Raw genomic sequence first — 24,613 nt, forward strand, 5'->3', positions numbered from 1 at the left:
CTTACGCAAAAAAGAAAAAAATAGGGGGCGGTGTCTTGAGGGATCGATATCTATATTTACTCGGAGGACATTCCTTTCAAGCAGAGACAAATAGACAATTTATAGAGCAAGCGGGCGGTATCAACGCTAGAATCGTTTTATGCATTATGAACAGACCGGGCTGGGAGGAGTATGTTCCCCTGTTTCAGCAGATGTGGGCAGAATCGGGTGCTCAGGATGTGAAGGTGATCGTTCCCGATGAGGACGGAAATTTAGATATGGAACACGCTGAACAAGTGCTGTCTCGCTCTACAGGAATATTTATTGGCGGGGGCAACACGGAGAAATACCATCACTATTATGCGACCGGTCGCTTTAAAGAGCTGCTGATCAACTGTTACGAGAACGCCGTTCCCATTGCGGGGAATTCGGCAGGTGCGTTGATACTACCGGAGACATGCCTTATATCGCCGCTGGATAATGAACAAAGTGTAATGCTGTTTAAACAAGGGGTAGGGTTGCTTTCGAATGTATTGATCAGCGTTCATTATACGGAGTGGAGCGATCAGTCCAATCTGCTGGAAGGTATGAGAACGAAGAAGGTGAAGCGCGGGATCGGCATCGATGAGCAGGCCTGTGCCGTATTTATCAATGGGCAGCTGGCTTATAGTTTGGGAGAAGCCGTCCATATCGTAACCTTTGAGAATTTTGACCCGGATCAATATACGATTGCAAAGAAGACATCTTGAATGATGTCTTCAGATTGTCGAGAAACCCTGCACTTTTTTCAAAGTACAGGGTTTCTCCCTTTTTAAGTGGTCACCTCAAGAGGGGAAATGGGGGGATTACCCCCTGTTTTCCAGGCGATCCAAGTGGATCGCCATCTTCTTCATATTCTGCACGGTCGAAGCTTCGCTCAATCGTTTCTTTTCGTTTTCGGTATAAATACTTGCCGGATCGGCTGAGCCGGTTGTTTCGCACCCATTCCTTGCTGTCCTCCCAGACATGGCGCGTGACGATCTTGCGGTGATTCCGTGAACGGGTACATTGCTCCAGCATCGGGCAAGTCTTGCAGTGCCKCGGATCCGAGGCATATTGCCGGTATCCTTCTCGATTCGTGGTGCGGTACAACAATTCATGCTGAGCCGGACAAATATACCGGTTGCGCTCGGCATCATAGGTAAACTTCCACTTCGGAAACAAGCCTTGGGTCGGATGAAATCTCCGGTGAGCAATCACGCCAAAGATCCCCCGTTCCTGCAATCCTTTGCAGATGGGGGTTGTTAAATAACCTGAATCCAGGGCAACGGCTTCAACTWCAAAACCAAATCGCTCTCGTTGGCGATCCAAACGCGACAAATACGGTACAGAATCATGAACGTTTCCCGGCGTGACGTGGACATCGGTAATCAGATTGTATTTTAGATCAACGGTCCGGTGATCTAAATAAAAGAATCCTTCCGGTCGGCTTCTACTGCGCCATTGAGTTCGTCCATGTAATCTCGTGTGTTTTGTAGAACCTGCTGCTTGGTGTACTGGTGTTTGTTCGCATTGGCCTTCACATGCGTGGAATCCGAAACCAGGACTCGTCCGCCGACCATGCGATGCTCGATTGCCTGCAGCACAATCTCATCGAAGATATCTTTGAAAGATATTAGTGTCTTTGAAACGAGTCCGTCGGTTCCAGCTAATAGTGGTATGGTCCGGAACTTTGTCTGTCAATCCCAAACCAAGAAACCAACGGTATGCCAGATTCGTCTGAATCTCGCGTTCCAGTTGACGCTCCTGAACGGATGCCGTAAAAATAACCGAGGATAATCATCTTAATAACACGACAGGATCGATGGCTGGTCGCCCATTATCAGCACAGTAAAGCGGACGGACCTTTTTGTCGATGAAAGAGAAATCGATATACTTGTCTACTTTACGGAGCAGATGATCTTGAGGAACCAATTCTTCAATCGAAACAAACTCGTAAGCCTGCTGTTTTTCTCGGTTAGAACGCAACATTTTAACACCCTTCCGAACGGTTTATATACTAATATTATATAATATTAACGCGGTGTCGTGTTGAATTAAATACACAAAAAAATGGCTGTCGAGACTTTCTCGACAGCCTGAGGAGCCCTTCAGGGCTCCTTTTTATATTTTTCGTCTGTATATGTTTTAATTTTTGATGTAATTTTAAAATAAGCTCTACTAATAACCAATGATAGATAACTCTTCTCTTAATTTACGTAAAGATTGAATGAGTTACCATCAACAAATCCTCTATAGTTAAAATCCAAAATACTTCCAATGCCTTCGAAACTACCAGCAAAGTTACGCGCAACATAGTTAGAGTTATTTTCGTGATTAGAATAAGTCTGATCAAAGATTTTACCAAATCCACCAGAACCTATAATACCGTAAGCAGTAATTCTTGCTTCCGCTCCAAGACTGCTACGTTTACCGAGGTCTTTAGTCTGGACATTAATATAACCCTCAAAAGATGTTCTAAGAGATTCCTTGGTATATTTGATAAATCCAAACCCTTCTACGCTACCCAATGAACCAGAAAAAGTTTCATGACCACCTTCTTGCATAAGCTGAGCATTTTCAGATGGCGAACCAAGATGCTCCTTCACAAAACTTGCATCTTCCTCACTAAGCTCTTCTCCGACCTCATAACGAGTATTAATTTCATCCAATTTTTCTCGAATTTGAAGATCAGATAATTCTACTTCAAGCGATGCAAATGCCATACCAAATCCGCTAAAAGTAAGCCCCAAAACAAGTAATGGTGTCAAAGCTAGCCTCATGATTTTCTTTAACATAATAATAAATCCTCCCTCGTGTGTAATTGTGGTTCTAATAATATAAACGCTTAAAAAATAGAAAATTTATACAAAATATTAAAAAAATTCCGATTTAGGGAAATCATTATCGAGAGGACAAGAAATTGTAACCGATTGTCGTAAAGGACAAAAAGTTGGTCCGATTACCATTAAAGACAGAAATCTTATTAAAAATTCGTTAGCTTGACTGAGATCAGTAGCACCGCCGTGGCAAACTACCAACAATATGTCCCGATATGAAACCAACTTTATTTGATACAATGTGTTTATATATGTAGATACTTAAAAAAATCTTAGTAGGAGGAGAAGCAATGCAGGAGAAAATGAAAACAACTATTTGGATTGGAATCTTAATTTGTCTTATACTTATTGCTCTTAAGCCATTCCCCCAAAATAATGAACCTGATTTTCCACCATCCGTTAGCGAGTCAGTTATACAGCTAGCTGAGAACAGAATAGCCATAGTTGAAACAGAAACTAATTCTGGACTGAGTGGAGATATAATTGTTTTAGAGTTCAATGAGGATAGGAATACCTTTGAACCTATTGGAAGATATAATTATCTTGATTTTTTTAGAAATCCTGAAAAATACAATTTCTAGATTGAAAAATTAAATTTTAAAAAACTCGTTGATGATTTAGATCCAACGGGGCGGATTTTTATAGGCGAAAAGGGCGCAAGTATCCTTCGACAGGTATTGATTTTGATAGATCGAAAAAAGAAGAAAACACAGATCCACTCCAAAGACATATGTGCAAAATCAGGAATTTTGTGCAATAGTCCGCGTCTCAGATTCTCATAATCGGCCATTTTCGATATTCTCAAAGGTATTGCGGCCATTCTGAGCATTGTGCTCAGTGTGCGGAAGCTGTATCGCTGGATTCGTCGGAAGCTAAACAAGCAAAAACCCACCGTATAAAGGTTAGCGGCCTTGAAGTGACCTCAAAAAGTTAGACAGTTATTTATTATATCAAGCGACACTCTGGGAATGAGTTCGGTACTGGACCGGACTCATTCCCTTTAGTTTTGCCTTGATACGCTTGTGATTGTAGTACTCGATATAAATGAAGAGCTCTTGTTTAAACTGCTCAATACTATCGACGGATTGTAATATGAAGTGCGACACCTAAGAAAAACAAAGGCCCATGAGGGTTTCGTGTAAAATGGGAGTTACCACACAACCATTCACACAGGAGAACCCACATGAGCTACTCCCATCTTAGCATAATTGAACGCGGGCAACTAGAGACCTTACATCGACTAGGCTGGTCCTGCAGGCGGATCGGTCGTGAGCTGGGCCGTCATCCTTCCACCATCGCACGAGAACTGAGTCGTGGCCGAAAGCCAGCGAAGCTTATACTGCATGCACCGCCCAGCAGACGCATCAGGAGCGGAGAACGCGGAGCGTGCCTGCCGGAAAGTACACGGAATCTCTGGCCGAAGAGATTAATCTTAAGCAGCAGGAGACGTGGTCGCCCGAGCAGATTGCACAGAGACGCCGAGTAGAGGGCAAGCCTCCCGTGTGCTTCAAAACGATCTATCGCTGGCTCTACCAAGGCCGTGTGGCTAGCGGAAAGGTTCAAGTTCTACGTCAGAAGGGTAAGCGCCGTAAACCCGTCGAAACCCGGGGCCGCTTCCTCATTGGAACGCCGATTAGCAAACAGCCAAAAGAGGTTCGCCAGCGCACGACCTTTGGTCACTGGGAGCTGGATACTGTCGTTTCCAGCCGGGGCAAAAGCAAAGCGTGTGTCGCCAGCTTCATTGAACGGAAGACACGCCACTACCTGGCCCTAAAGATGCCGGACCGAACCGCTCACTCCATGGAGGTGGCCGTCGGAGTCGTGGCTAGCCAGTACCCACAGGAAGCATTTCAGACAGCAACTACCGACATAGGCAAAGAATTTGCTTGCTATACTGCCTTGGAGGCCTTTCATGACGTGCAGGTCTACTTTGCAGACCCGTATTCCTCGTGGCAACGGGGGGCGAACGAGAACGCAAACGGCCAGCTTCGGGAGTTCTTCCCGAAGGGCCATGACTTTGCCTCCGTAACCGACGAACAACTCGCTGAGGCTATCCGCCTAATTAACAACCGCCCCCGCAAATGTCTCGGGTGGAAGTCCGCTCACGAAGCCTTCATGGAGGAACTGTCGCACTTAGCTTGACAATTCGTCTATAGGAATTCAGACTCCCGGCTGGCATCCTCTACCTTACGAATCGCATCACCATTTTTCGCGTTAACCTATACTCAAGAATGAAGCTCTCTATTTAAACCAACCTCTGCGCATAAACCACATCACCATGCCCCCGCCAAGGATAAACATGAGAATCAGCACAAAGAAGTATCCATAATGCCACTCCAGCTCCGGCATATTCTCGAAATTCATCCCGTAAATCCCGGCAATCAGGGTAAGCGGCATGAAGATGGTTGTAATGACCGTCAGTGTCTTCATGATGGTGTTCATCCGATTCGAATTCACCGATATGTAACTGTCTCGAAGGTCCGCCGTCATCTCGCGGTCGGCCTCGATCATGTCCGCCAGCTTCAGCAGATGGTCGTAAATGTCGGAAAAATAAGCATGGTGCGCGTGATGCTGCAAATGCTGCGAGTTCACGATCCGGTACAGCAGATCCCGCATCGGCACGACCGTGCGCCGCAGGCGAAGCAGTCTGGAACGAAGCGCGAACACCTGATTCATTAGATCCTCGACCGAATCCTTCTCCCCCTGGCTTTCCAGCTCCGCCAGCTCATCCTCGATGGCAAACAAGCTTGGAAAGTACTGATCCACCAGCTTATCCATGATCGTATAGGCCGTGAAGCTCGGACCGTCCTGGCCCAGCGGCCCCTTGGCGGCGACCGAGGTCACGCGTTCCCAAGCGTCATTCATTTCGGGTAGTGCCTTCTGGTGGAAGGAGACAATAAACGAAGGTGCAAGAAACAGATCGACCTCGACGGCTTGCAGGGTATCCGGCTGTAGGGCATGCAGCACAAAAAACTGCATCTGTTCGTAATAATCCAGCTTCGGCCGCTGCAGGATGTGCAGGCAATCCTCCACCGCCAGCGGGTGAAAGTGGAAATAACTCTCCAGCTTCCTTGCTTCCTCCGGTGTCGGCTCACTGAAATCGGCCCATACCCAGGCGTAGTCCTCTATGCGAATCTCTTCGAGCGGAAGCCCGATCACCGCTTCATAGCTTGGCGTAATAGCTAACGTGCGAATCATGATAAGCTCTCCTTCCAGCACCTTCGGTTCGTTAAACAAAAAAAGCCAATCGATTCCTGATTGGCCCCACAACTATCCATTATCTATGTGTAATTACGTTTTTAGAAAAGAATTTTAAAGATGACTCCTGCCAGTACAGCCGTAATCGGAATCGTAATAAACCAGGTCACTACGATGCGTCCTGCCAGGGACCATTTCACAGCGGAGAAGCGTTTCGCTGAGCCTACGCCGAGAATCGCCGAAGTAATGGCATGCGTCGTACTGATTGGCAAGTGAAGCAGCGTAGCCGAGAAGATGACGGATGCAGCCGAGAAGTCCGCTGCGAAGCCGTTGATCGGCTCGATTTTGAAAATTTTCGTACCCATGGTCTTGATGATCTTCCAGCCGCCTACCGACGTACCGAGCGCCATCGCTGTTGCTGCCGAAATTTTAACCCAGAGCGGAACTTCCATCTCTGTCAATTGACCGGAGGTAACCAGGGCAAAGGTGATAATCCCCATCGCCTTCTGTGCATCGTTGGTACCGTGCGTGAAGGATTGCAATGCTGCCGTAAAGATCTGCATCGTACGGAAGCCTTTATTCACCGTATGCGGACTGCGCTTGGCAAAGATGAACTTCAGCAGCTGCATGACCACATAACCGATCACAAACGCAAGAATAGGCGACAGAATCAGCGCTAATACGATATCCTTAAATCCGCCATAATTCAGCATGTCGCTTCCCGCGCCGACAAATACCGCACCGGCCAATGCCCCGATCAGGGCATGGGAAGAGGACGAAGGCAATCCGAACCACCAGGTAACCAGGTTCCAGATGATGGCTGCAAGCAATGTTGCAATAACAACCTCGATCCCGTTATCCAGCTTGGTCGGATCCGCGACGCTGCCGCCGATGGTTTTGGCAACCCCTGTGAACATCATCGCACCGATGAAGTTCATGCTGGCTGCAAGCAATATGGCTACTCGCGGCTTCAAGGCCCGGGTTGATACCGACGTTGCAATGGCATTCGCCGTATCGTGAAACCCGTTGATGAAGTCAAATGCAAGCGCCAAAAAAACAACAATTACTAATACTAACATCGTTGTATCCATTGTTCAGGACTCCCTTACGAGTTGCGCATAATGATGGATTCCAGCATATTTGCCACGTCTTCGCAGGTGTCCGTGGTCGTTTCAAGACGTTCGTAAATCTCTTTTTTCTTGATCAGCAGAATCGGGTCAGAGACGGTGGCGAACAGATCCTTGATACAGATGCGCAGCAGCTCGTCGCCTTGGTTCTCCAGATCGTTCAAGCGGATCGTGTACTCACGAATAGCCAGAAGTTTTTTCTGAGAGAGCAAATGAATGGCCTTCTGAATTTCGTAAGCCGATTGACGCAAAATTTCGGCAAACTGTACCATGTACTCGTCAGGTTTCCCCAAATTGTACATATAGAAACGGGATGCCGTTGCTTCCAATCCGTCCATCACATCGTCCATGCTGGTTGTCAGGTCCATAATATCGTCGCGTTCGATTGGCGTGATAAACGTTTTGTTGAGCTCAGTGATGATGGTATGCGTATAGGTATCACACTGGGACTCGTATTTTTTCATTTCATTGGCAAATTCAAGCACATCTTGAAGATTGGAAACGTGCTGCGAAAAATAATCTGCGGCTTGTACCACCGTATCGGCCATATTCTCCAACGTTTGGAAGAATATATCCTTCTTCTTCAATTTCATACTCTTAACCCCTTTTTTCGATAAATTGCCGCGAACGCCCTCAAAAGATAGACAACCTTGACTATCTTATCACATCCATGGCAGGGTGTGTATAGAAAAGTAACACTCAAAAATGTAAGGAACTAACAAAATAGAAGATGCATGGATATCGTTACATTTCCCTTGCCTATTAACATCTCCGTAGGCGTGCAAATTATCCCGACAGAGCATCCTCCATCCACATCTTATGCATCAAGGATTCGTAATGGTCACATGGCTTTCAAAAGAAGGCGAATTCGGCACAATGTTGAAATACGTCGTTCCCGGCACCAACGGCACTTCCTTGCCGTCTTTCACAAAACGGATCGCATCGCCCGCTGCGCGTACCCACTGGCCCTCGATGACTTCTCCGCGCTGGAACAGCATCGCTTTCCCGCCCGCTTCCACATTCACGGCAAGCCGGCCCACATCATCCAGCACTTTATGATCCGCCCCGAGCACGATGACATTCGCAGCCTCAAGCTGGACATTATCGTTGAGATCCACATGCGGCGAGCCATTGACCCACCGTTTGTACGTATTGGACGAACCGTCATACTGATAAGCCACCACATAACTGTCTAGTAAAAATTTGATTTCTACCTTCTCCCCGGGTTCACCGGAAATAACCTCCGCAGGCGCCGTTCCTTCTTCACCTTCGCCGCTTGCAGCCGTCGGCTCAAAATAGAACGAATATTGCGGCACCTTCACGTCGTTGCCATAGTTAAGCTTGGCCGCTCCTTCACGAAGCTTCTCGTCGCTGGAATACAGATTATGCGGCGCTTTGCGTTCCTTGTCTCTCCAGAAGAAGGAGCCAGCATTTCCGATCTCATCCATATCCTGCTTGCCTTGCTTTTGGATGATGCTATAAGCTTCAGGGCTGCCGCCCGCGTGGACCAGAACGCCACCGTAGCTCTCGCCAAGATTGATGAGATAAGGACGAATGCTGCGAATCGGCCCGATCTTCTCAATGCCGCTCTGGCTTTGGAAAATGCCGATCAGTCGCGTGATCCCTCCCTCCGCCAGCACTTCATACACCATGTCCGCTTGTCCCAGACCCGACTGCGGCCTTGCCGCCGGTGCGTTATTGATCATAACGGCCAGCGGCCGCTGCGTCAGTGACGCTTCTAACGGCAATCCTGTCAGCGGTGCCTTATATGGAGAGGGCGTTTCCTCTTGAGGCACTTCTACCGGCTGCTCGATCGGAGCCTCCACCACTGGTGCCGGAGCAGGCTCCGCCTGCTGTTTATCGCCGCCGCAGCCCGACAGCATAAGAACTGTCGCCATCGACATTAAGCTTGTCCTCCACGCGAATTTTTGGAAAGACAAAGACCCTTTGCTAAACATATGGTTTCCCCCTATGAACGCTCCCATTACTTATTACCCTAAATTTCCAACCCATTTCCCCGAAATTTCCAACCGACAATCAACTTTAGTTTACATTTAATCACAAAATCCGTGCTTTGTCTGTATTTAGAAGAGTTATCATCCTTTAATGAATCACCTTGACAGCATGGCCTTGGCAGCAGCAGTTCCAACTCAAACCATGGTGAGGTTCTAAACGACCCGGTTTGTGACATAAAAAAAGTCTCTTAGAAGGCATACGTATAGTGCGTATGCCTTTAAGAGACTTCCTGCTTCCATCCAATTATTTAGCCGGAGAAGTTTCCGAAGGGAAACGAGATGCCGATTGTCATCCGATCCGCAAACCAATATTGCCAAACTGCTCGCCCGCCGTCATCCGCCGGAACGCATCCAGAATCTCATCCAGCGGGTACATCCGGTCGATCAGGGGCGCAATGGTGTGCTCCTCCATGAACCGAAGCATCTCTCCGAACTCCTCGCGGCTCCCCATCGACGTACCGATCCAGGACAGCTGCGGAAAAAATAAAGCTCTCAGCGGAACCTCGACCGCGTCGCCGGAGCTGGCCCCAAAGCTGACGATCCGCCCATTCGGCTTGATCACTTCCAAGTATTGGGGAAAGGTAGCCGGACCGATACTATCCAGAATCACGTCCACCTTCTCCCCTTGCAGCTCTTCGCTCCAATCCCCGCCGCTCGAAAAAGCCCTATACACAGAATAGCGCCGCGCTTCTTCGAGCTTGGCTTGGCTTCGGGAAGTGACGCTGACGACAGCCCCCGCAGTCTGGGCCATGAGCATGGCGTAGGTTGCAACCCCGCCTCCTATACCTGGTATAAGCACATGCTCGCCAGGCTTGATATGCGCCCTCGTAAACAGCGCACGGTAGGCCGTTAGCGCGGATAAAGACAGTACTCCCGCTTCCTCCCATGTCAGGTATGTCGGCTTTCTGAAGGCATTGTCCGCTGGAATGACGACCGTTTCAGCAAACGTACCGTCCGTGGGTCCGCCCAGGATCTGCGGCACCACCGGGACCTCTTCGGTGTTATCCCAACCGATCGTCGGATGGATGATGACTTCCGTGCCGACTGTCAGACCCCCCACTCCTTCACCCACTGCATCAATGATGCCTGCTCCGTCTGAGCCCAGAATGAGCGGAGCATCCGCCGCATGACGTCCCTTCATCAGAAACAGATCGCGGTGATTGAGTCCGGCCGTCTTTAAACGGACCCGGATCTCACCGGAACCCGGTTGTTTCGATTCCATATTGCCGACCCGAAGTCCGTCCAGACCGCTCCGGCAGTGATGAATGGCTGCTTTCACATGAATCTCTCCCCTTCTTCCGGCTTATGTAGGCCATGTTAGGTTCAATTGTATAGTTCGCCTCGGAGCATGTAAAATGAGTAGTAATGAATATGGCATTCAGTCAGAATGAAGTCAGGAAGGTGAGACTAATGGAAGCGGAGATTTACGGATATTCCGCGCAGTAGCGGAGGAAGGCAGCATTACGCGGGCGGCCCAACGCCTGCAGTATGTTCCCTCCAACGTCACGGGCCGGATCCGCCAGCTGGAGGACAGGCTCCAGACGGCCCTGTTTATCCGAAGCAATCGAGGGATGGAACTGACCCCGGCCGGCGAGCGCCTGCTTGGATACACGCGTCAAATTTTAAATTTGCTGGATGAAGCGGAGAAATCCGTACAGGCAGAGGATACGCCGCGGGGACCGCTACGAATCGGTGCGATTGAATCCACCGCCGCTGCATATCTGCCGGGACGCCTGGCCGACTATTATGCCCGTCACCCCGAGGTCAGCCTGTCCCTCACCACGGGCAACTCCAGCGTGCTGATGCAGCAAGTGCTGGACCGCGAACTGGACGGTGCTTTCGTGTACGGACCTTTGACGCATCCTCTGCTGAAACAGATCCCTTCGTATAATGAGGAACTGGTGCTCATCTCCGAAGCCGGAGCGGCAAGCCAGCAGGAGCAGCTGCAGAAGCCGATGCTTATTTTGTCGACAGGCTGCACCCACCGATCCAGAGTGGAGCGCCTGCTGGCCGAAGCTGGCGTTCAACATCCGCAAATCATAGAGTTCGGTTCGCTCGAAGCCGTGTTAGGCGGGGTTGCTTCGGGTCTCGGCGTAGCGCTTCTCCCCAGGTCCAATGCCGTTTCGCTTTCCAACGAGAAAAACATTGCAGCCATGACACTGCCGGAGTCCTACCGCGAGGTCGTGGTGTATTTTATCTATCACCGCGACGTGCCGCTGAGCAGCGCCCTTCGAGCTTTTCTGGAGCCGGATAATCAAAAACGATTAGAAGTTTGACCCTCAAAGCGGGCACATCGGATCGAATGACCACAGCGTGAGAATCCCTGCACTCCTGAAAACAAAAACGATTGAGTAATCTAGTCAGTGGGAGGATTCGATTGAACGTTCACAACTTTGTGATATTTATCACGTATAATGTGAATATTTTCACTTATAATAAAGACATAGAGAAGGTGATCACTTCCCAAGGCAACAAGAATCGACAACATCGCATCAGAAACAACGTTATAACCCGTTAATCCCAAAAATCAAAACTCATTTAAGGAGTGGTTTATATGTTTAACAATTGGCTGAGAACGAACAAAGTTGCAATGTGGCTGCTGACCTTCATCCGGGTCTATATCGGTTATGAATGGCTGACAGCAGGTTGGGGCAAATTGACAGGCGGCGGATTTGACGCTGGTGGGTTCCTCCAAGGCGCGATTGCCAATGCAACCGGCGATCACCCCGCCGTCCAAGGCTGGTGGGCAGCATTCCTGGAGCATGCGGCACTGCCGGGCGTGAAGCTCTTCAACTTCATCATCCCGCTCGGTGAGTTTCTGGTAGGTCTCGGACTCATTCTCGGTACCTTCACCACCTTCGCCGCCCTGATGGGACTGGTCATGAACGCCGCGTTCCTCTTCTCGGGTACTGTGAGCACCAACGCCCAAATGCTGCTGCTTGAAGTACTGATCATCGTAGCCGCTGCCAACGCCGGTAAAATAGGTCTTGACCGTTGGGTTCTCCCTTACCTTCGCGGCCTGTGGAATAAAATGACCCACCGTGATCATGAACCCAAAGCACCCACGACTCATCTGAAAAAACGCACAGCTTAACCTCATAACGATCCATAAAAAGACGATGGAGAACTCCGGTTCTCCATCGTCTTTTTTTCGTACCAAGAACCTATGCCAAATCGCAGCCTATGCGAATACTGTATTTAAATACAGATTTTTGCAAATATGAATAATTTGTGATGGTGCGACATTATATAGATCGTTGCTGTTTTTTCGGCTTCCGTCGTGATTACGAATTTCAAATTTGCAAAAATCTGAAAACAAAAAAGAGAATGATTATTCATTGGAGGAGTGGTGCTGATGTTTATTCAATGGTTGCAATCAAGCAAAATCGCAATGTGGCTGCTGACGGTCATTCGGGTGTACGTCGGGTATAAGTGGCTGACGGCAGGCTGGGGCAAGTTAACGGGAGGCTTCGATGCGACCGGATTTATGCAAGGGGCCATCGCCAAATCCACGGGTGAGCACCCTGCGGTTCAGGATTGGTGGGCCGTATTCCTGAAGCATGCCGCGCTGCCCGGCGTCAAATGGTTCAACGTCATCGTTCCACTGGGCGAATTCCTCGTCGGCCTTGGCCTCATCCTCGGCACATTCACTGTGTTCGCTGCGCTGATGGGGCTTGTGATGAACGCTGCGTATCTCTTTTCTGGTGCCATCAGCATCAACGGTCAGCTCCTGCTTCTCGAATTCCTGATCATCCTCTCGGCCGTCAATAGCGGAAAGATCGGGATCGACCGCTGGCTCATGGCCTACCTCCAAGATAAATTCACGCGCAAAGCAAAAATCAGCAGTGACCCTTCCTCTCTGCAGAATCAGGCGGTCTGATTTTACAAGAGATGTGGGAGTTTAGGGGCAGTATAATCACAGAATAAAAATCAAGCGGATGGCGCTTGCTTCCCGAGTAATATGAATGGGGCTGCTGACTCCTCAGATCCTCAGTTGAGACCAACTCATACGTCATGTCTAAATATGAATGATTGATGCTTCTCCTCTCTCCGACCTCTTACAGCTTAGCTTACCTTTATAAACCAACGGGTGACCGATGCCACCGGTACCGGTCATCCGTGTCTTATCACCATTTTGCCCCAAGTAACGATTTCACCACCGAACCCAGCGGCCAAGCGATATGCTATCTCCCAATGCGTTGCATCTTTATCTACACGCACCAGGTACTAGATGCTGCTTTGCGCACACTGCTTACAGCTTGCTAGATTTTCTTTGCTGGCTTTGTACTTACTGGCTTTATTTATTCCTTGCTGGCCATTCTTGCTTACTCACTCTGCACGTCTGTACAGAATATTCTTACAGCATATTACTTACTAAATTACCTGCTTACTCCCATTTAACCTACTCCCGCAATCCTCCACACACCATGCTTAGCACCACATTACTTACTAATTACCTGTTTACTACCTATTTGCCTACACCAGTAATACTCCAGACACCATGCTTTACCACCGCATTACTTACTAATTACCTGCTTACTGCCCATTTGCTTACTCCCGTAATCCTCCACACACCATGCTTACCACCACATTACTTACTAATTACCTGCTTACTACCCATTTGCTTACTCCMGCAATCCTCCACACACCATGCTTTAGCAACACATACTTACTAATTACCTGCTTACTACCCATTTGCTTACTCCCACAATCCTCCACACACCATGCTTAGCACCACATTACTTACTAATTACTCGCTTACTGCCCATTTGCCTACTCCCACAATCCTCCAGGCACCATGCTTTAGCAACACATTACTTACTAATTACTTGCTTACTACCCATTTGCTTACTCCCGCAATCCTCCACACACCATGCTTTACCACCGCATTACTTACTAATTACCTGCTTACTGCCCATTTGCTTACTCCCGCAATACTCCAGACAACATGCTTACCACCACATTACTTACTAATTACCTGCTTACTGCCCATTTGCTTACTCCCGCAATCATCTAGGCACCATGCTTTAGCACCACATTACTTACTAATTACCTGCTTACTACCCATTTGCTTACTCCCGCAATCATCTAGGCACCATGCTTTAGCACCACATATCCTAGTGCGCATCTTCCCCTCACTGTCCTGTGACTCTCCTACGTCTCCCCTATATATTGCACCTGTTCACCCTCTCGCTTATCATCTGTCACTTCCCCCTGCCAACTCACAAATTAAAAGTTTTTTATGATTTTTATCACGAATGTGATTTTAATCACATATATTGTGATTTATTTCACTTATAATAAAGACATGAAAGAGATGATCATCTTCATAAAGAACAACATCATAGAACTTCAGCACATCCGAGAATTGGCAAGGAATTTTCATAAAAAAGAAATCATACTTTTAAGGGAGTGGTTTATATGTTTAACAACTGGCTGAGAACAAACAAATTGGCAATGTGGCTGCTGACCTTCATCCGGGTCTACATCGGTTATGAGTGGATGACAGCAGGTTGGGGTAAATTGACGGGCGGATTTGAAGCAGGCGGCTTCCTGCAAGGCGCGATCGCCAAAGCAGCCGGCGATCACCCCGCAGTTCAAGGCTGGTGGGCGGCGTTTCTGGAGCATGCGGCACTGCCGGGCGTGAAGCTCTTCAACTTTATCATCCCGCTCGGTGAGTTCCTCGTAGGGGTCGGGCTGATCCTCGGTACCTTCACTACCTTCGCCGCTCTGATGGGACTTGTGATGAACGCCGCATTCCTCTTCTCGGGTACGGTGAGCACCAACGCCCAGATGTTACTGCTTGAAGTGCTGATCATCGTCGCTGCTGCCAACGCCGGTAAAATCGGCCTCGATTATTGGGTTCTCCCTTACCTCCGCGGCCTGTGGAACAAAATGACGCACAGAACAACTAAAGGCGGTGGCACCACGCACACACCTTTCAAAAAACAAACGGCATAAACATGGTAAGCATCTGCAACCAAAAAAACTAACCTATTGATTACGCAGCCCGACTTGAGCAATCAAGCCGGGCTGTTTTTGTTGTGGTATACATTGGAGATTTGGCATACGTTGGAAGTTTGGCATATGGGTCGAGCACTGTCATACATTTCAGCTTTGTCATACATTGAGCTTTGTCTTACATTGAGCACTGTCATGCATTGAGCTTTGTGATACATTTGAGTGCCATACATTTGAGTGTTGTATTTACCTTCTAGCGTCGTACATAAGTTCGAGCGTATACTGGCACTGCCTAGTCACTTGCAATTTTAGCGGACTCAGCGGACCTTATTTTAACTAAAAGCACCCTTTTTTTAACACGAACGGACCACAGATCCGTTATTCACCAAATAAGGTCATCATTTTACGAATTATCGGCAATTTAACGGATTCTATGTCCGATAAACCCCTCAAAAGCGAGCATATTGCGAAAATAGCGGATCTGAGGTCCAAGAGCGTCATACTTACTTCGAGTGTCGTACTTACGTTCGAGCGTCGTACTCACGTTCGAGCGTAGTTCATACGGGCACTGCCTAGTCACTTGCAATTTTAGCGGACTCAGCGGACCTTATTTTGTCCAAAAGCACCCTTTTTTTAACACAAACGGACCACAGATCCGTTATTCACCAAATAAGGTCCTCATTTTGCCGATTATCCGCTACTTAACGGATCGTGTGTCCGATAGTTCCATCAAAAGCGAGCGTATAGCGAAAATAGCGGATCTGAGGTCCGGAGAGTGCCATAAATTTGAGCGTTGTTCATAAGTTCGAGCATAGTTCATAAGGGCACTGCCTAGTCACTTGCAATTTTAGCGGACTCAGCGGACCTTATTTTGACCAAAAGCACCCTTTTTTTAACACGAACGGACCACGGATCCGTTATTTACCAAATAAGGTCCTCATTTTGCCGATTATCTGCTACTTAACGGATCGTGTGTCCGATAACCCCATCAAAAGCGAGCGTATTGCGGAAATAGCGGATCTGAGGTCCGTTACGGCCTGGCCGTAACTCGTTTGACATACCATTTCCTTAGCGGTTGTATAGTTGAAGGATTTGGTTTCGGACTGCAGAAAAATCCTGATCAATAAAAGAGCCCATGCAATCCTACTTCCAGGACTGCATGGGCTACCCGTACCAAATAGCTGAGTCAAAACATTATTTCTGCACCGCTGCTTTCAGAATATCGATCTTCTGTTCCTTGGACATATCCCATGTGGTTGAAATGCTGTATTCAAAGCCGCCTTCATGCCAAAAAACGTATTTTGGATAGATATGCGCCGGGAAATCATCCTCAAAGAACCCATTCTTCTTGCTTTCCTCTGAGTCCAACATAAATTTTGAAATGGCCAGCGTGTCTTTCCCATTCGTATATTCAAGACGAATGGTTGCCGCCTCTTTCCAGTCTATCTTTTTCGCGTAGATGGGTTTTCCGCTCTCCTTGCCTTCGGCCCTTACTTCATCAAGGAACTTTCCTTCGGTTGGACCTTCAATTCTCGCTTTGGAAAACTTATATCCCTCCGGCAAGTTGGTAGGCCGCTTCAGAATAGAACCCTCCAGCGTGGAAGCTCTATTCAAGTAGTCCTCGTAAGCAGTGAATTTTTCTATACCTCCCCAATAACTTAGGTCGAATCCGCTGTTAAGATCCTTATATTTATGATACAGAACATACATATCACCTGTCTCTTCGCTTAGCTTCTTCACTCTATTGGTCTCAGCTTCGATATACTTCTTATCCTCTGGAGTTAGAGCCTTGGCTGCTGCTTCTGCTTTTTTTTCGGCCTTTTCCAGCTCTTTTTTGTAAAGCTCGCGGTCAATATCCCCCTCGGGAAAGATAATATCCGGCACGTTATTGACAACAGCTCCATCCTGTTCCGACTGCACGGAAGCCTTTGACGTTACGTTCCCTGCATCGCTTTCCTTAGCATTAACCAATGTCACGCTGCCTAGCGCGAGAATCATGCCCATCCCCAGAATGGACAGGCGATAGGATTTTTTGTGAAAATGTTTAATCATCGTAAGTCTCCTTTTCATTTGTTTATGCGTGGCGGACAGGCCGGCAAGCCCCGGCTGACGTTGGTTTCCTGAAAAATGGTCCAGCACATGGATGATCGTTTGTCCGTATGCATTGTTTTGCTGCGGGCTCATCCGATTCAAGGCGCATGCATCGCAGGCCATCTCCTGGTCTTGTCTCGCTTTATGTACGGCTAGCCATAATAACGGATTAAACCAATGGATGATAAGAATGATATGCATTAACCAGTTCACTGCAACGTCCCGCCGCTGAATATGTGCGAACTCATGCGCCAGAATATATTGAAGTTGATCCTTTTGCAGCGTGATGAGCAGACTGGGCGAAATGACGATCGCCGGTTTGTTAAAACCGACCACGGCAGGTCCAGGAATTCGCTCGCTGGCTACAAACTGCACGGTTTGCTTCACGCCTAATTGCTGTTTCGTCTCGTGAAACACGGCCGATAGAGAAGGCGTATCTATTTTTCGGCCCGTGCGCAGGGCTTGTTTCAATCGAAGCTGGTCGTATACCGTTTTCGCGGCAAGAAGCAGCACACCCGCAAGCCAAACCGACATCAGTATATTGGTGAAGCCTATCTGCTTGAACCCATTCCACCAATAACCGCTGTTCTGCACGGGTCCCGATTCAAGGGATGGAGCAGGTACTTCCGAAGTTCCGCTTGCTTCCGGGTGTATAGAGCGCTCAACATGAATCGCCGCGCTTATTCTCCCCGTTTCCTTCCAAAGCGGTGAAACTTGAGTTTGTTGATGAATGCCGGGCACTATGGCCTCCAGAGACAAAACATTGTATAGGCTAAGCGAGGATTCCGGGGCCCAAGGGAGCAGCAAGCGAATGGCCACAGGAAACCAAAGCCAGTATCTCCATCTGGCTTCAATCTTGTTTTTTAGTAGAAATTGCAGCATCAGGACAAGGACGATCATGATGCCGGCCATGAACGATCCGCGAATTACCCAGCCGAATAACAACAATAAATTTTCATGCAATGTATGACTCATCAGGGCTCTCTCTTTTCTGTTTCCCCGTCGCTGCTGTTCTCGTCAAACAAAGCCTTCAGATCCTCGATTTCTTGCGCATTCAGTTTTTTATCCTGCAGAAAGTTGGCCAGCATCGGCTTTAAAGCTCCCCCATAAAGTTTTTTCATAAAGGATTTGGTTTCAGACTGCAGATACTCCTGCTCGCTGATGATCGGATAAAATAGTTGGGTGCGCTTTGAACCCTTTTCCAGTTTCGCACCCGCTGCTTCCTTCTGCACCAGACGACTGAGGAGCGTCCGAGTTGTATTGGGGCTCCACCCCATCAGATCCGTCATTTTCTTTACGACCTCGCTGGAAGGACAGTCCGGATTAGCCCACAATACGCGCATAATTTCCAGCTCTGCATCCGTAATCGGTGGTATTTGATTCATGCATGAAACCTCCAATGTCAATTCAATAAAACTACATGTGTAGTTATGTTAATGCTACGATTGTAGTTTGATAATGTCAACATGTTTGGTGAAGAAAATTTTCTCGGTTTAGTTACATGCAGTATACTTGTACCGCTTGTGGGAATGTTGATCTGCAAAAGAACTCATGCCATCCTATTTCCAGAGCTGTATGGGCCTGTCCGCAAGTCCTGAAGCTGACGCAAATGTTATTTTTTCACCGCTGCTTTCAAAATCTCAACCTTCTGTTTCCTGGACATATCCAAAGAGGAGGTTGAAATGCTGTATTCGAATTTGCCGCCATCATTCCAAAAAACGTATTTTGGAAAGACATGCGCCGGCAGCTTATCACTAAAGAAACCTTTTTTCTTGCTTCCCTCCGAGTCTGCCGCATACTTGGAAAAGCCCAGTGTGTCTTCTCCGTTCGTATATTTAAGACGGATGGTTACCGCCTCTTTCCAATCGATCTTTTTCGCATAGATGGGCTTTCCGCTCTTCTTGCCTTCGGCCCTTACTTCATCAACGAACTTTCCTTCGGTCGGACCTTCAATGACCGCTGTTAAAAACTTGTATCCCTTTGGCAGGTTGGCAGGCTGCTTCAAGATGGACCCCTTCAGAGTTGAGGCTTTTTTCAAGTAGTCCTCGTATGAAGTGAATTCATGTATCCCTCCCCAAAAGCTAATATCAAATCCGCTATTTAATTTTGGGTACTTATGATACAGAACGTACATATCACCCGACTCTTGGGCCAACTTCTTCACTCTCTGGATCTCATCCTCGATAAGCTTTTTTTCCTCTGCAGAGATAGACTTGGCTGTTTCGGCTGCTTTCTTGACAGTAGCTTTTGGGGCTTTTTCGTAGGATTGCGCCTTCGCCGCGAGGTTTACGGAAGAACCCATTAATAAAATGCTGCTTAGTGTCGCGATTGCTACTTTCGTTGCTGCTTTCATTTGGTAATACTCCTCTCCTATAATTTTTACTTACAAACTACAGATGTAGTTGCAAATCAATACTACAACTGTAGTTCAATAATGTCAACACGGTTTGTGCAGAAAAATTTTTGGGGTTTGGTTGAATACAGAAAAAAGAGCCCATGCAATCTTATTTCAGACTGCATGGGCTTGTGTATAAAACCTATGGCGCTACGTTCTTGTTCTCCAGCAAAATCAATCGAGCTATGGTGAATCCCACCACCCAGCCTGAACATCTCATTTTTATCGGCCCACAACAAAAGCCGAGCTTGTAAACCAAGCCCGGCATCTCATTATTCGAATGACCAGCAGTTCAGACTCAAACTGCCATATTGGTAAGATTGAAACAATCGCTTTGCCTTGCGGCCGTTGTCGGCAGCACCCATTGCGTAGAACAAAGGGACAAAATGCTCCCGTCCATAGGAAGGGACAGCATCGCTGGCATGAGGCGCTTTTTTGTCAAACGCAAACAGATTATTCAGATTCCATTCCGTCAGCTGCTCCGCGATCCATTCATCGAATGCAGCCGCCCATTCATCAGGCTCATCGCTCTCGTGCACCATCCGCAGATTGTGCACCAAACCGCCGCTCCCGATAATCAGGATGCCTTCTTCACGCAAATCGGACAGCATCGTACCGATGGAATATTGTTCGTACGGCGAGCGCTTGGAGTCCACGGACAAGGCCACCACGGGAATATTCGCATCGGGGTACATTTTGCGCAGAATGACCCATACGCCATGGTCCAGACCACGGCCGGTCACGGCTTTGGCATGCAGATTGTTAGCCTCAAAACGCTGACGAATCTGAGCAGCCAGCTCTGCGCTGCCTGGGGCAGGATATGTGATCTTGTACATTTCCTCCGGAAATCCGTAAAAATCATGCATCGTGCCATGCTCGGCGTCTTCAGTAAGCCGCTGATCCGGATCGTCCCAATGGGCAGAAAATACAGCTATGCCCCTAGGCGTAGGCAGCTCCCGCCCCAACTGCTCAAGGAAGCGGGTGTACTCGTTGTCCTCCAGGGCCATCATCGGCGAACCATGGGCAATAAATAAAGCAGGTAACGTCATCGATGCCACCTCCAGCTTCAAAATCAAGGGACAACTCTATTGTACCGTTAAATCGCCCATTATGCCAAATAACTCCCTTAAATCATCCAGTGCTGCCATTCCTGCTGAATATTCTCCTGCTCGTTCAACCAATCCCGTGTCCGCTGAAGCAGCAGCTCGCGCTGTGGTCCGGCAGAGTACGTGTGATCGGCCTGGAAGATAATCTCCTTATCGCAGCGGCCTTCCTGGCGCATCCAGAACACTTTTTGGTACAAAAATGCGTAATCCACCGGAATGACTTCATCCGAGGTACCATGTATCACCAGCACATTGCCCGTAAACTTGATTGCTTCCTGGAAAGGCTGACCCTGTGCCAGCGATTCGAAAAAGACCGGAGTAAACGAGTATCCCAAATAATCGGCGGATCCTGACTTGACAGAGGTGTCGTATACATCGCGACCGGTGATTTTGACGATATCGTTGAACGGATATCCTACCGCAGACCACAGAATCAGATTCTTCACCCGCCGGTCCCGAACGGCGGTTTGCAGGGCGACAGCGCCGCCCAAGCTATGTCCGATGAGTGTGATGCGCGTCGGATCGACGTCGGTGCAGCTGAGTCCATAATCGAGGACGGAACGCGTCTGGGCAATCATTGAATCGAGACCCTCGCTGCCATAATTGCCCGAGCTCTCCCCGCATCCGATGTAGTCGAACCGGATCACCATGTACCCGTCTTCGGCAAACTCACGTGCCGTTTTGACAAACAGCCGGTCCACGCCGATCCGGCTTCCAACGAAGCCGTGGCAGATAATGACCAGCGGAATCCGATTACACCGGCCGCCTTGGGCCGCTTCCTTCAACGGGTAATGGATGGTTGCTGTAAGTTCCTCTTGATTATGCCGGATTGTAATTTGCCGCTCCATGCCGATTCCTCCTTGCGATAACACGCCGTAATCATAATATTAATAATTCCGATAAGTTTAATATGAATTAATTAAACTTATCTTAGCATCGTGATTATGGATTGTCAACGCATGGCAGATCGACAAACGCGGCATATTTCTTCACGCCTGAATTAATTGTTCCTTACAGTTTTCGCACCGCACCCTCAGCCTTACTCATAGCTCTGGCGAAACATGGCATGGGTCTCTTCGCGCCCGCTCCAATCGTTCATCCAGGTCTTCCCGACGGGGTCGTTCTCCCATAAGCTTGATGCAGACAGATCTGTTTCATCACCCTCGGAGGCGTATCCCCCTTCAGTCTGGCCAAATATCCCATCCGCTGTACTGCTGCCTGCAACAACCTCTTGCCCATTGGCCGGCACAGCGTCTCCCCCATGCAATTCATCGTCAAAAAAGTTAGCACACACCTGAGAACTCCTCCTTCTTATCCCTAAAGTGATTAGGGTGTCGTCTATAGATTCAGAATGCTTATTATTGTGAAATAGGAACGGCGGAATTATACCTAGTTCACGAATACGACATAGAATTTGCAAACTACCTTGCATTGCAAGTATGTTGTTGGTATGATATATTGCATAACAAGGTAGTCGACAGTTTGTCACTCGTCATTTATCATTTTCAATTGGCAGCCTAGCCTCCATACGACCAACTACCTTGCATAGCAATATACTTGAAGGAGGATAATCCCATTCATGACCACCCAAAGTCAGATGCTAAAAGGCATTCTCGAAGGCTGCATTCTCTCGCTCATGGAGCATCGGGAGGTATACGGTTATGAGCTTAGCACGCTGCTGGAAGACAGTGGGCTAACGTTTGTGAGCGAAGGCAGCATTTATCCCCTGCTGCTTCGCATGCAGAAAGAGCAGTTAATCGAAGGGACACTTCGGCCTGCGCCCGGTGCCGGGGGCCCCCCCCGCAAATACTACAATTTGACCGATAAAGGCCGACAGGTTCTTCAACAATTCAAGGAGCATTGGGGAACGCTTAAAGATAGTGTGGACCACATTCTAAACCGCGGAGGACAGTGAACATGAATACCAAACAGATGATTAAAGAGAACAATCGACTCCAGGATGCCATGAAACCAAACAACCTGAGCTATTACCAGGACATGGTGGTCTATATCCGCAGCAGCTCGGTGCAGGAGCAAAAAGGCGAGGAGCTGCTGCTCGAAATCGCCCAGCATCTGCTGGACGCCCAAGCCAAGGGCAAAAGCGCCGAGGACGTATTCGGAAGCGATCCCGAATCCTACTGCAAAGAGCTGGTAGAACAGCTGCCAAAAATGAAGGGCCTCAGCAGTCTCCAATATCATTTCATGATCCCGTGGATTGCTTTAACCTGGTTTTTCTTCGTCCAAGCGCTGGTCGGGTTCATTACGATGTGGGCCGGGGGACCGGTTGAACGCATGACGCAGGTCCGTATTTCTACCCTGATTCTGATAGCAGGCGGTTCCTATGTGCTGATCCACGCATTGTTAAGATCGATGAAGAGCGACACCTTCAAGCCGGAGGAGGACAAGCGCAAGATTAATGTCCGCAATATGGGGATTTATGTCGTCATCACCGTATTGATTCTGGTTGCCGGCGTGTGGCTGGGGCGGCTGCTGCCGGTTCTGACGATAGCGCCATGGATCAGTCTCGTCATATTCCTGGTCGGAATCGCCGGGACGAAGCTTCTTTTTTCGAGCAAATAATACAAACTCGTCATGAATTCGCGGCTTGCGCATAACAAAATCTTTAATATTTTTTCGTACATTGTAAACTAATGTTCTATAGAAGATGATAGGATAAGGGTAATGTGTGGTAAGGGAGGAATATATATGTCAAAATCCAAAAAATCCGCGATTGCTGCCATCCTAGCACTTATTCTAACGATCCAGACCGGCGTCATCGCTAACGCAGCACCTGCATCCGTATCCCAAGCTGGTTCAACCGCAGTTTCAAGCAAAGCTACCGCCTTCGGCAATGCAGTGTACAACAAAGCCAGTAAACTTCTGAAGGAAACTGACGTGGCTTATGCCAAGGCTTACATCACCAAGCATATCCGCAGCGTTACCCCGTATCAGGCGACTATGCTGGTCCTCAAACTGGAGAATGCGATGAACGATGCACTCCCGGCAAAAACCGATAAGGTGTATGAAATCGGCATTCAGGATAAGCTGATGAACCTGTACAAATTCGGGGAGCCGATTAACACGACCATTAACAAAGCCAAGGACGACACGCTTCGGAAGGTGCTCATCAACCTGCGGGACAGCGGCTACAGACTGTATACGACCGAAGGCGTCATCTTCCCGATTATCGACTATACGACACTGAAACCATATAAGCCTTACATCAATAAGGATCTTCAAGCCTACATCGACATCATGATTGTGGAGTCCGAGAAGCCTGCGGTCAGTGATGCCGCCTTGGTCATCCCTTGGTCCGAGGTCATTGAACGTGGACTCGCGCAGGAGGCTTTTATCACGACATATCCTAAATCAAACCGGACCGCTGACGTGAAGTTGAAGCATCGTTTTACGGAGCTGAGCTTATTCTACGGTTATAACAATACGCCGCTATTTAAGTACGAGGACAATCTACTTGATCCGGAAGTGCGGCAAGCCTTCGATAGCGTGCTCAAGGACAGCGACGCCGTCTCCAAAAGCGCTCTCCTGAAAAAGCTGAAATCCTGGTCTGAAGTGCTTGAGAGTAACAAGGACAAGTTGACCCAGGAAGTGGAGCAGTATCGTGCGAAGGCGGTTCCGCTCGACTAGACGAACGAGCCACAAATTCACCAACGTTAAACAAGACCGATAACCTAATGAATAGCTATCAAAAAAAGCCGGATTCCCGTTTGTAGGAGATGGTATTATCCCCTTTTAGTAGACAAGAGAAAAAAGACATCTGTTAAGATGGACTTAATCTTGCCTAACGAAGGGGATTTTTTCATGGCTAAAAAAGGACAAGCTTACCGACGGTACTCCTTGGAATTAAAATTGGAGGCGGCCCGGC

At 48.3% G+C, this 24,613-nt stretch carries 21 protein-coding genes and 3 pseudogenes; 10 read left to right on the top strand and 14 right to left on the bottom strand.

Annotated elements, in window-relative coordinates; genetic code table 11:
- Positions 1-35: 35 nt before the first annotated feature.
- Complete coding sequence (locus ACPV3A_RS35420) at positions 36-728, top strand: cyanophycinase (protein ID WP_426204539.1); 693 nt, start codon at positions 36-38, stop codon at positions 726-728.
- Between the two features lie 157 nt (positions 729-885).
- On the opposite strand, the pseudogene ACPV3A_RS35425 reads toward ACPV3A_RS35420, so the two are convergent.
- Together ACPV3A_RS35425 and ACPV3A_RS35430 are read right to left on the bottom strand one after the other, a co-directional pair.
- A pseudogene (locus ACPV3A_RS35425) lies at positions 886-1,989 on the bottom strand (transposase); the annotation flags it as partial.
- A gap of 218 nt (positions 1,990-2,207) precedes the next feature.
- Positions 2,208-2,795, bottom strand: a complete 588-nt coding sequence (locus ACPV3A_RS35430; protein WP_426204541.1) for a hypothetical protein — start codon at positions 2,793-2,795, stop codon at positions 2,208-2,210.
- Positions 2,796-3,127: 332 nt separating this feature from the next.
- Here ACPV3A_RS35430 and ACPV3A_RS35435 point away from each other — a divergent pair, with 332 nt between their 5' ends.
- Positions 3,128-3,418, top strand: a complete 291-nt coding sequence (locus ACPV3A_RS35435) for a hypothetical protein (RefSeq protein ID WP_426204543.1) — start codon at positions 3,128-3,130, stop codon at positions 3,416-3,418.
- Between the two features lie 369 nt (positions 3,419-3,787).
- Here ACPV3A_RS35435 and ACPV3A_RS35440 read toward each other — a convergent pair.
- Positions 3,788-3,913 (bottom strand): annotated as a pseudogene (locus ACPV3A_RS35440) (IS3 family transposase); the annotation flags it as partial.
- A gap of 107 nt (positions 3,914-4,020) precedes the next feature.
- Here ACPV3A_RS35440 and ACPV3A_RS35445 point away from each other — a divergent pair.
- Positions 4,021-4,979 (top strand): annotated as a pseudogene (locus tag ACPV3A_RS35445) (IS30 family transposase).
- A 99-nt stretch (positions 4,980-5,078) separates the two neighbouring features.
- Here ACPV3A_RS35445 and corA read toward each other — a convergent pair.
- The 5 genes from corA to ACPV3A_RS35470 all read right to left on the bottom strand — a co-directional run bounded on the left by corA (position 5,079) and on the right by ACPV3A_RS35470 (position 10,456).
- On the bottom strand, positions 5,079-6,035 hold the full coding sequence (gene corA, locus ACPV3A_RS35450; protein WP_426204545.1) for a magnesium/cobalt transporter CorA: 957 nt from the start codon (positions 6,033-6,035) through the stop codon (positions 5,079-5,081).
- A 101-nt stretch (positions 6,036-6,136) separates the two neighbouring features.
- Positions 6,137-7,126: an inorganic phosphate transporter gene (locus ACPV3A_RS35455; protein WP_127589986.1), complete on the bottom strand. Its 990-nt coding sequence runs from the start codon at positions 7,124-7,126 to the stop codon at positions 6,137-6,139.
- Positions 7,127-7,140: 14 nt separating this feature from the next.
- Positions 7,141-7,755, bottom strand: a complete 615-nt coding sequence (locus tag ACPV3A_RS35460) for a DUF47 domain-containing protein (RefSeq protein WP_053489885.1) — start codon at positions 7,753-7,755, stop codon at positions 7,141-7,143.
- Between the two features lie 231 nt (positions 7,756-7,986).
- Complete coding sequence (locus tag ACPV3A_RS35465; RefSeq protein ID WP_426204548.1) at positions 7,987-9,066, bottom strand: DUF3048 domain-containing protein; 1,080 nt, start codon at positions 9,064-9,066, stop codon at positions 7,987-7,989.
- A 400-nt stretch (positions 9,067-9,466) separates the two neighbouring features.
- Complete coding sequence (locus ACPV3A_RS35470; protein ID WP_426204550.1) at positions 9,467-10,456, bottom strand: zinc-binding dehydrogenase; 990 nt, start codon at positions 10,454-10,456, stop codon at positions 9,467-9,469.
- 151 nt (positions 10,457-10,607) lie between these two features.
- Here ACPV3A_RS35470 and ACPV3A_RS35475 point away from each other — a divergent pair, with 151 nt between their 5' ends.
- The 4 genes from ACPV3A_RS35475 (at position 10,608) to ACPV3A_RS35490 (ending at position 15,138) form a co-directional block, all read left to right on the top strand.
- The gene (locus ACPV3A_RS35475) at positions 10,608-11,453 is read left to right on the top strand and encodes a LysR family transcriptional regulator (RefSeq protein WP_426204571.1); all 846 of its coding nucleotides are present in this window, start codon (positions 10,608-10,610) and stop codon (positions 11,451-11,453) included.
- A 278-nt stretch (positions 11,454-11,731) separates the two neighbouring features.
- Complete coding sequence (locus ACPV3A_RS35480; protein ID WP_071221511.1) at positions 11,732-12,271, top strand: DoxX family protein; 540 nt, start codon at positions 11,732-11,734, stop codon at positions 12,269-12,271.
- Positions 12,272-12,532: 261 nt separating this feature from the next.
- On the top strand, positions 12,533-13,057 hold the full coding sequence (locus tag ACPV3A_RS35485) for a DoxX family protein (protein ID WP_426204552.1): 525 nt from the start codon (positions 12,533-12,535) through the stop codon (positions 13,055-13,057).
- A gap of 1,541 nt (positions 13,058-14,598) precedes the next feature.
- Positions 14,599-15,138 carry a DoxX family protein gene (locus tag ACPV3A_RS35490; RefSeq protein WP_426204554.1) on the top strand — a complete coding sequence of 180 codons (540 nt, stop codon included), beginning with the start codon at positions 14,599-14,601 and terminating at the stop codon, positions 15,136-15,138.
- Positions 15,139-16,332: 1,194 nt separating this feature from the next.
- Here the strand turns inward: ACPV3A_RS35490 and ACPV3A_RS35495 are convergent.
- The 6 genes from ACPV3A_RS35495 to ACPV3A_RS35520 form a co-directional block, all read right to left on the bottom strand.
- Positions 16,333-18,204 carry a M56 family metallopeptidase gene (locus ACPV3A_RS35495; protein WP_426204555.1) on the bottom strand — a complete coding sequence of 624 codons (1,872 nt, stop codon included), beginning with the start codon at positions 18,202-18,204 and terminating at the stop codon, positions 16,333-16,335.
- The gene (locus tag ACPV3A_RS35500) at positions 18,204-18,614 is read right to left on the bottom strand and encodes a BlaI/MecI/CopY family transcriptional regulator (protein WP_071221516.1); all 411 of its coding nucleotides are present in this window, start codon (positions 18,612-18,614) and stop codon (positions 18,204-18,206) included. The genes ACPV3A_RS35495 and ACPV3A_RS35500 overlap by 1 nt, the downstream gene beginning before the upstream one ends.
- Positions 18,615-18,841: 227 nt before the next feature.
- Entirely contained in the window at positions 18,842-19,582 is a 741-nt protein-coding gene (locus ACPV3A_RS35505; protein ID WP_426204557.1) for a hypothetical protein, read from the bottom strand.
- A 314-nt stretch (positions 19,583-19,896) separates the two neighbouring features.
- Entirely contained in the window at positions 19,897-20,673 is a 777-nt protein-coding gene (locus tag ACPV3A_RS35510; RefSeq protein ID WP_426204559.1) for a DODA-type extradiol aromatic ring-opening family dioxygenase, read from the bottom strand.
- A 77-nt stretch (positions 20,674-20,750) separates the two neighbouring features.
- Positions 20,751-21,578, bottom strand: coding sequence for an alpha/beta hydrolase (locus ACPV3A_RS35515; RefSeq protein WP_260069127.1), 828 nt, complete (start codon positions 21,576-21,578; stop codon positions 20,751-20,753).
- A 191-nt stretch (positions 21,579-21,769) separates the two neighbouring features.
- Positions 21,770-22,024 carry a hypothetical protein gene (locus ACPV3A_RS35520; RefSeq protein ID WP_426204560.1) on the bottom strand — a complete coding sequence of 85 codons (255 nt, stop codon included), beginning with the start codon at positions 22,022-22,024 and terminating at the stop codon, positions 21,770-21,772.
- A 285-nt stretch (positions 22,025-22,309) separates the two neighbouring features.
- Here ACPV3A_RS35520 and ACPV3A_RS35525 point away from each other — a divergent pair, with 285 nt between their 5' ends.
- The 3 genes from ACPV3A_RS35525 (at position 22,310) to ACPV3A_RS35535 (ending at position 24,375) form a co-directional block, all read left to right on the top strand.
- Positions 22,310-22,645, top strand: coding sequence for a PadR family transcriptional regulator (locus ACPV3A_RS35525; protein WP_426204562.1), 336 nt, complete (start codon positions 22,310-22,312; stop codon positions 22,643-22,645).
- Positions 22,646-22,647: 2 nt separating this feature from the next.
- Complete coding sequence (locus tag ACPV3A_RS35530) at positions 22,648-23,310, top strand: DUF1129 family protein (protein ID WP_426204563.1); 663 nt, start codon at positions 22,648-22,650, stop codon at positions 23,308-23,310.
- A 126-nt stretch (positions 23,311-23,436) separates the two neighbouring features.
- Positions 23,437-24,375 carry a hypothetical protein gene (locus ACPV3A_RS35535; protein WP_426204565.1) on the top strand — a complete coding sequence of 313 codons (939 nt, stop codon included), beginning with the start codon at positions 23,437-23,439 and terminating at the stop codon, positions 24,373-24,375.
- Positions 24,376-24,613 lie beyond the last annotated feature (238 nt).

Origin of the sequence: Paenibacillus sp. Dod16 (assembly GCF_049893405.1) — a bacterium.
Taxonomy (GTDB): domain Bacteria; phylum Bacillota; class Bacilli; order Paenibacillales; family Paenibacillaceae; genus Paenibacillus_AQ.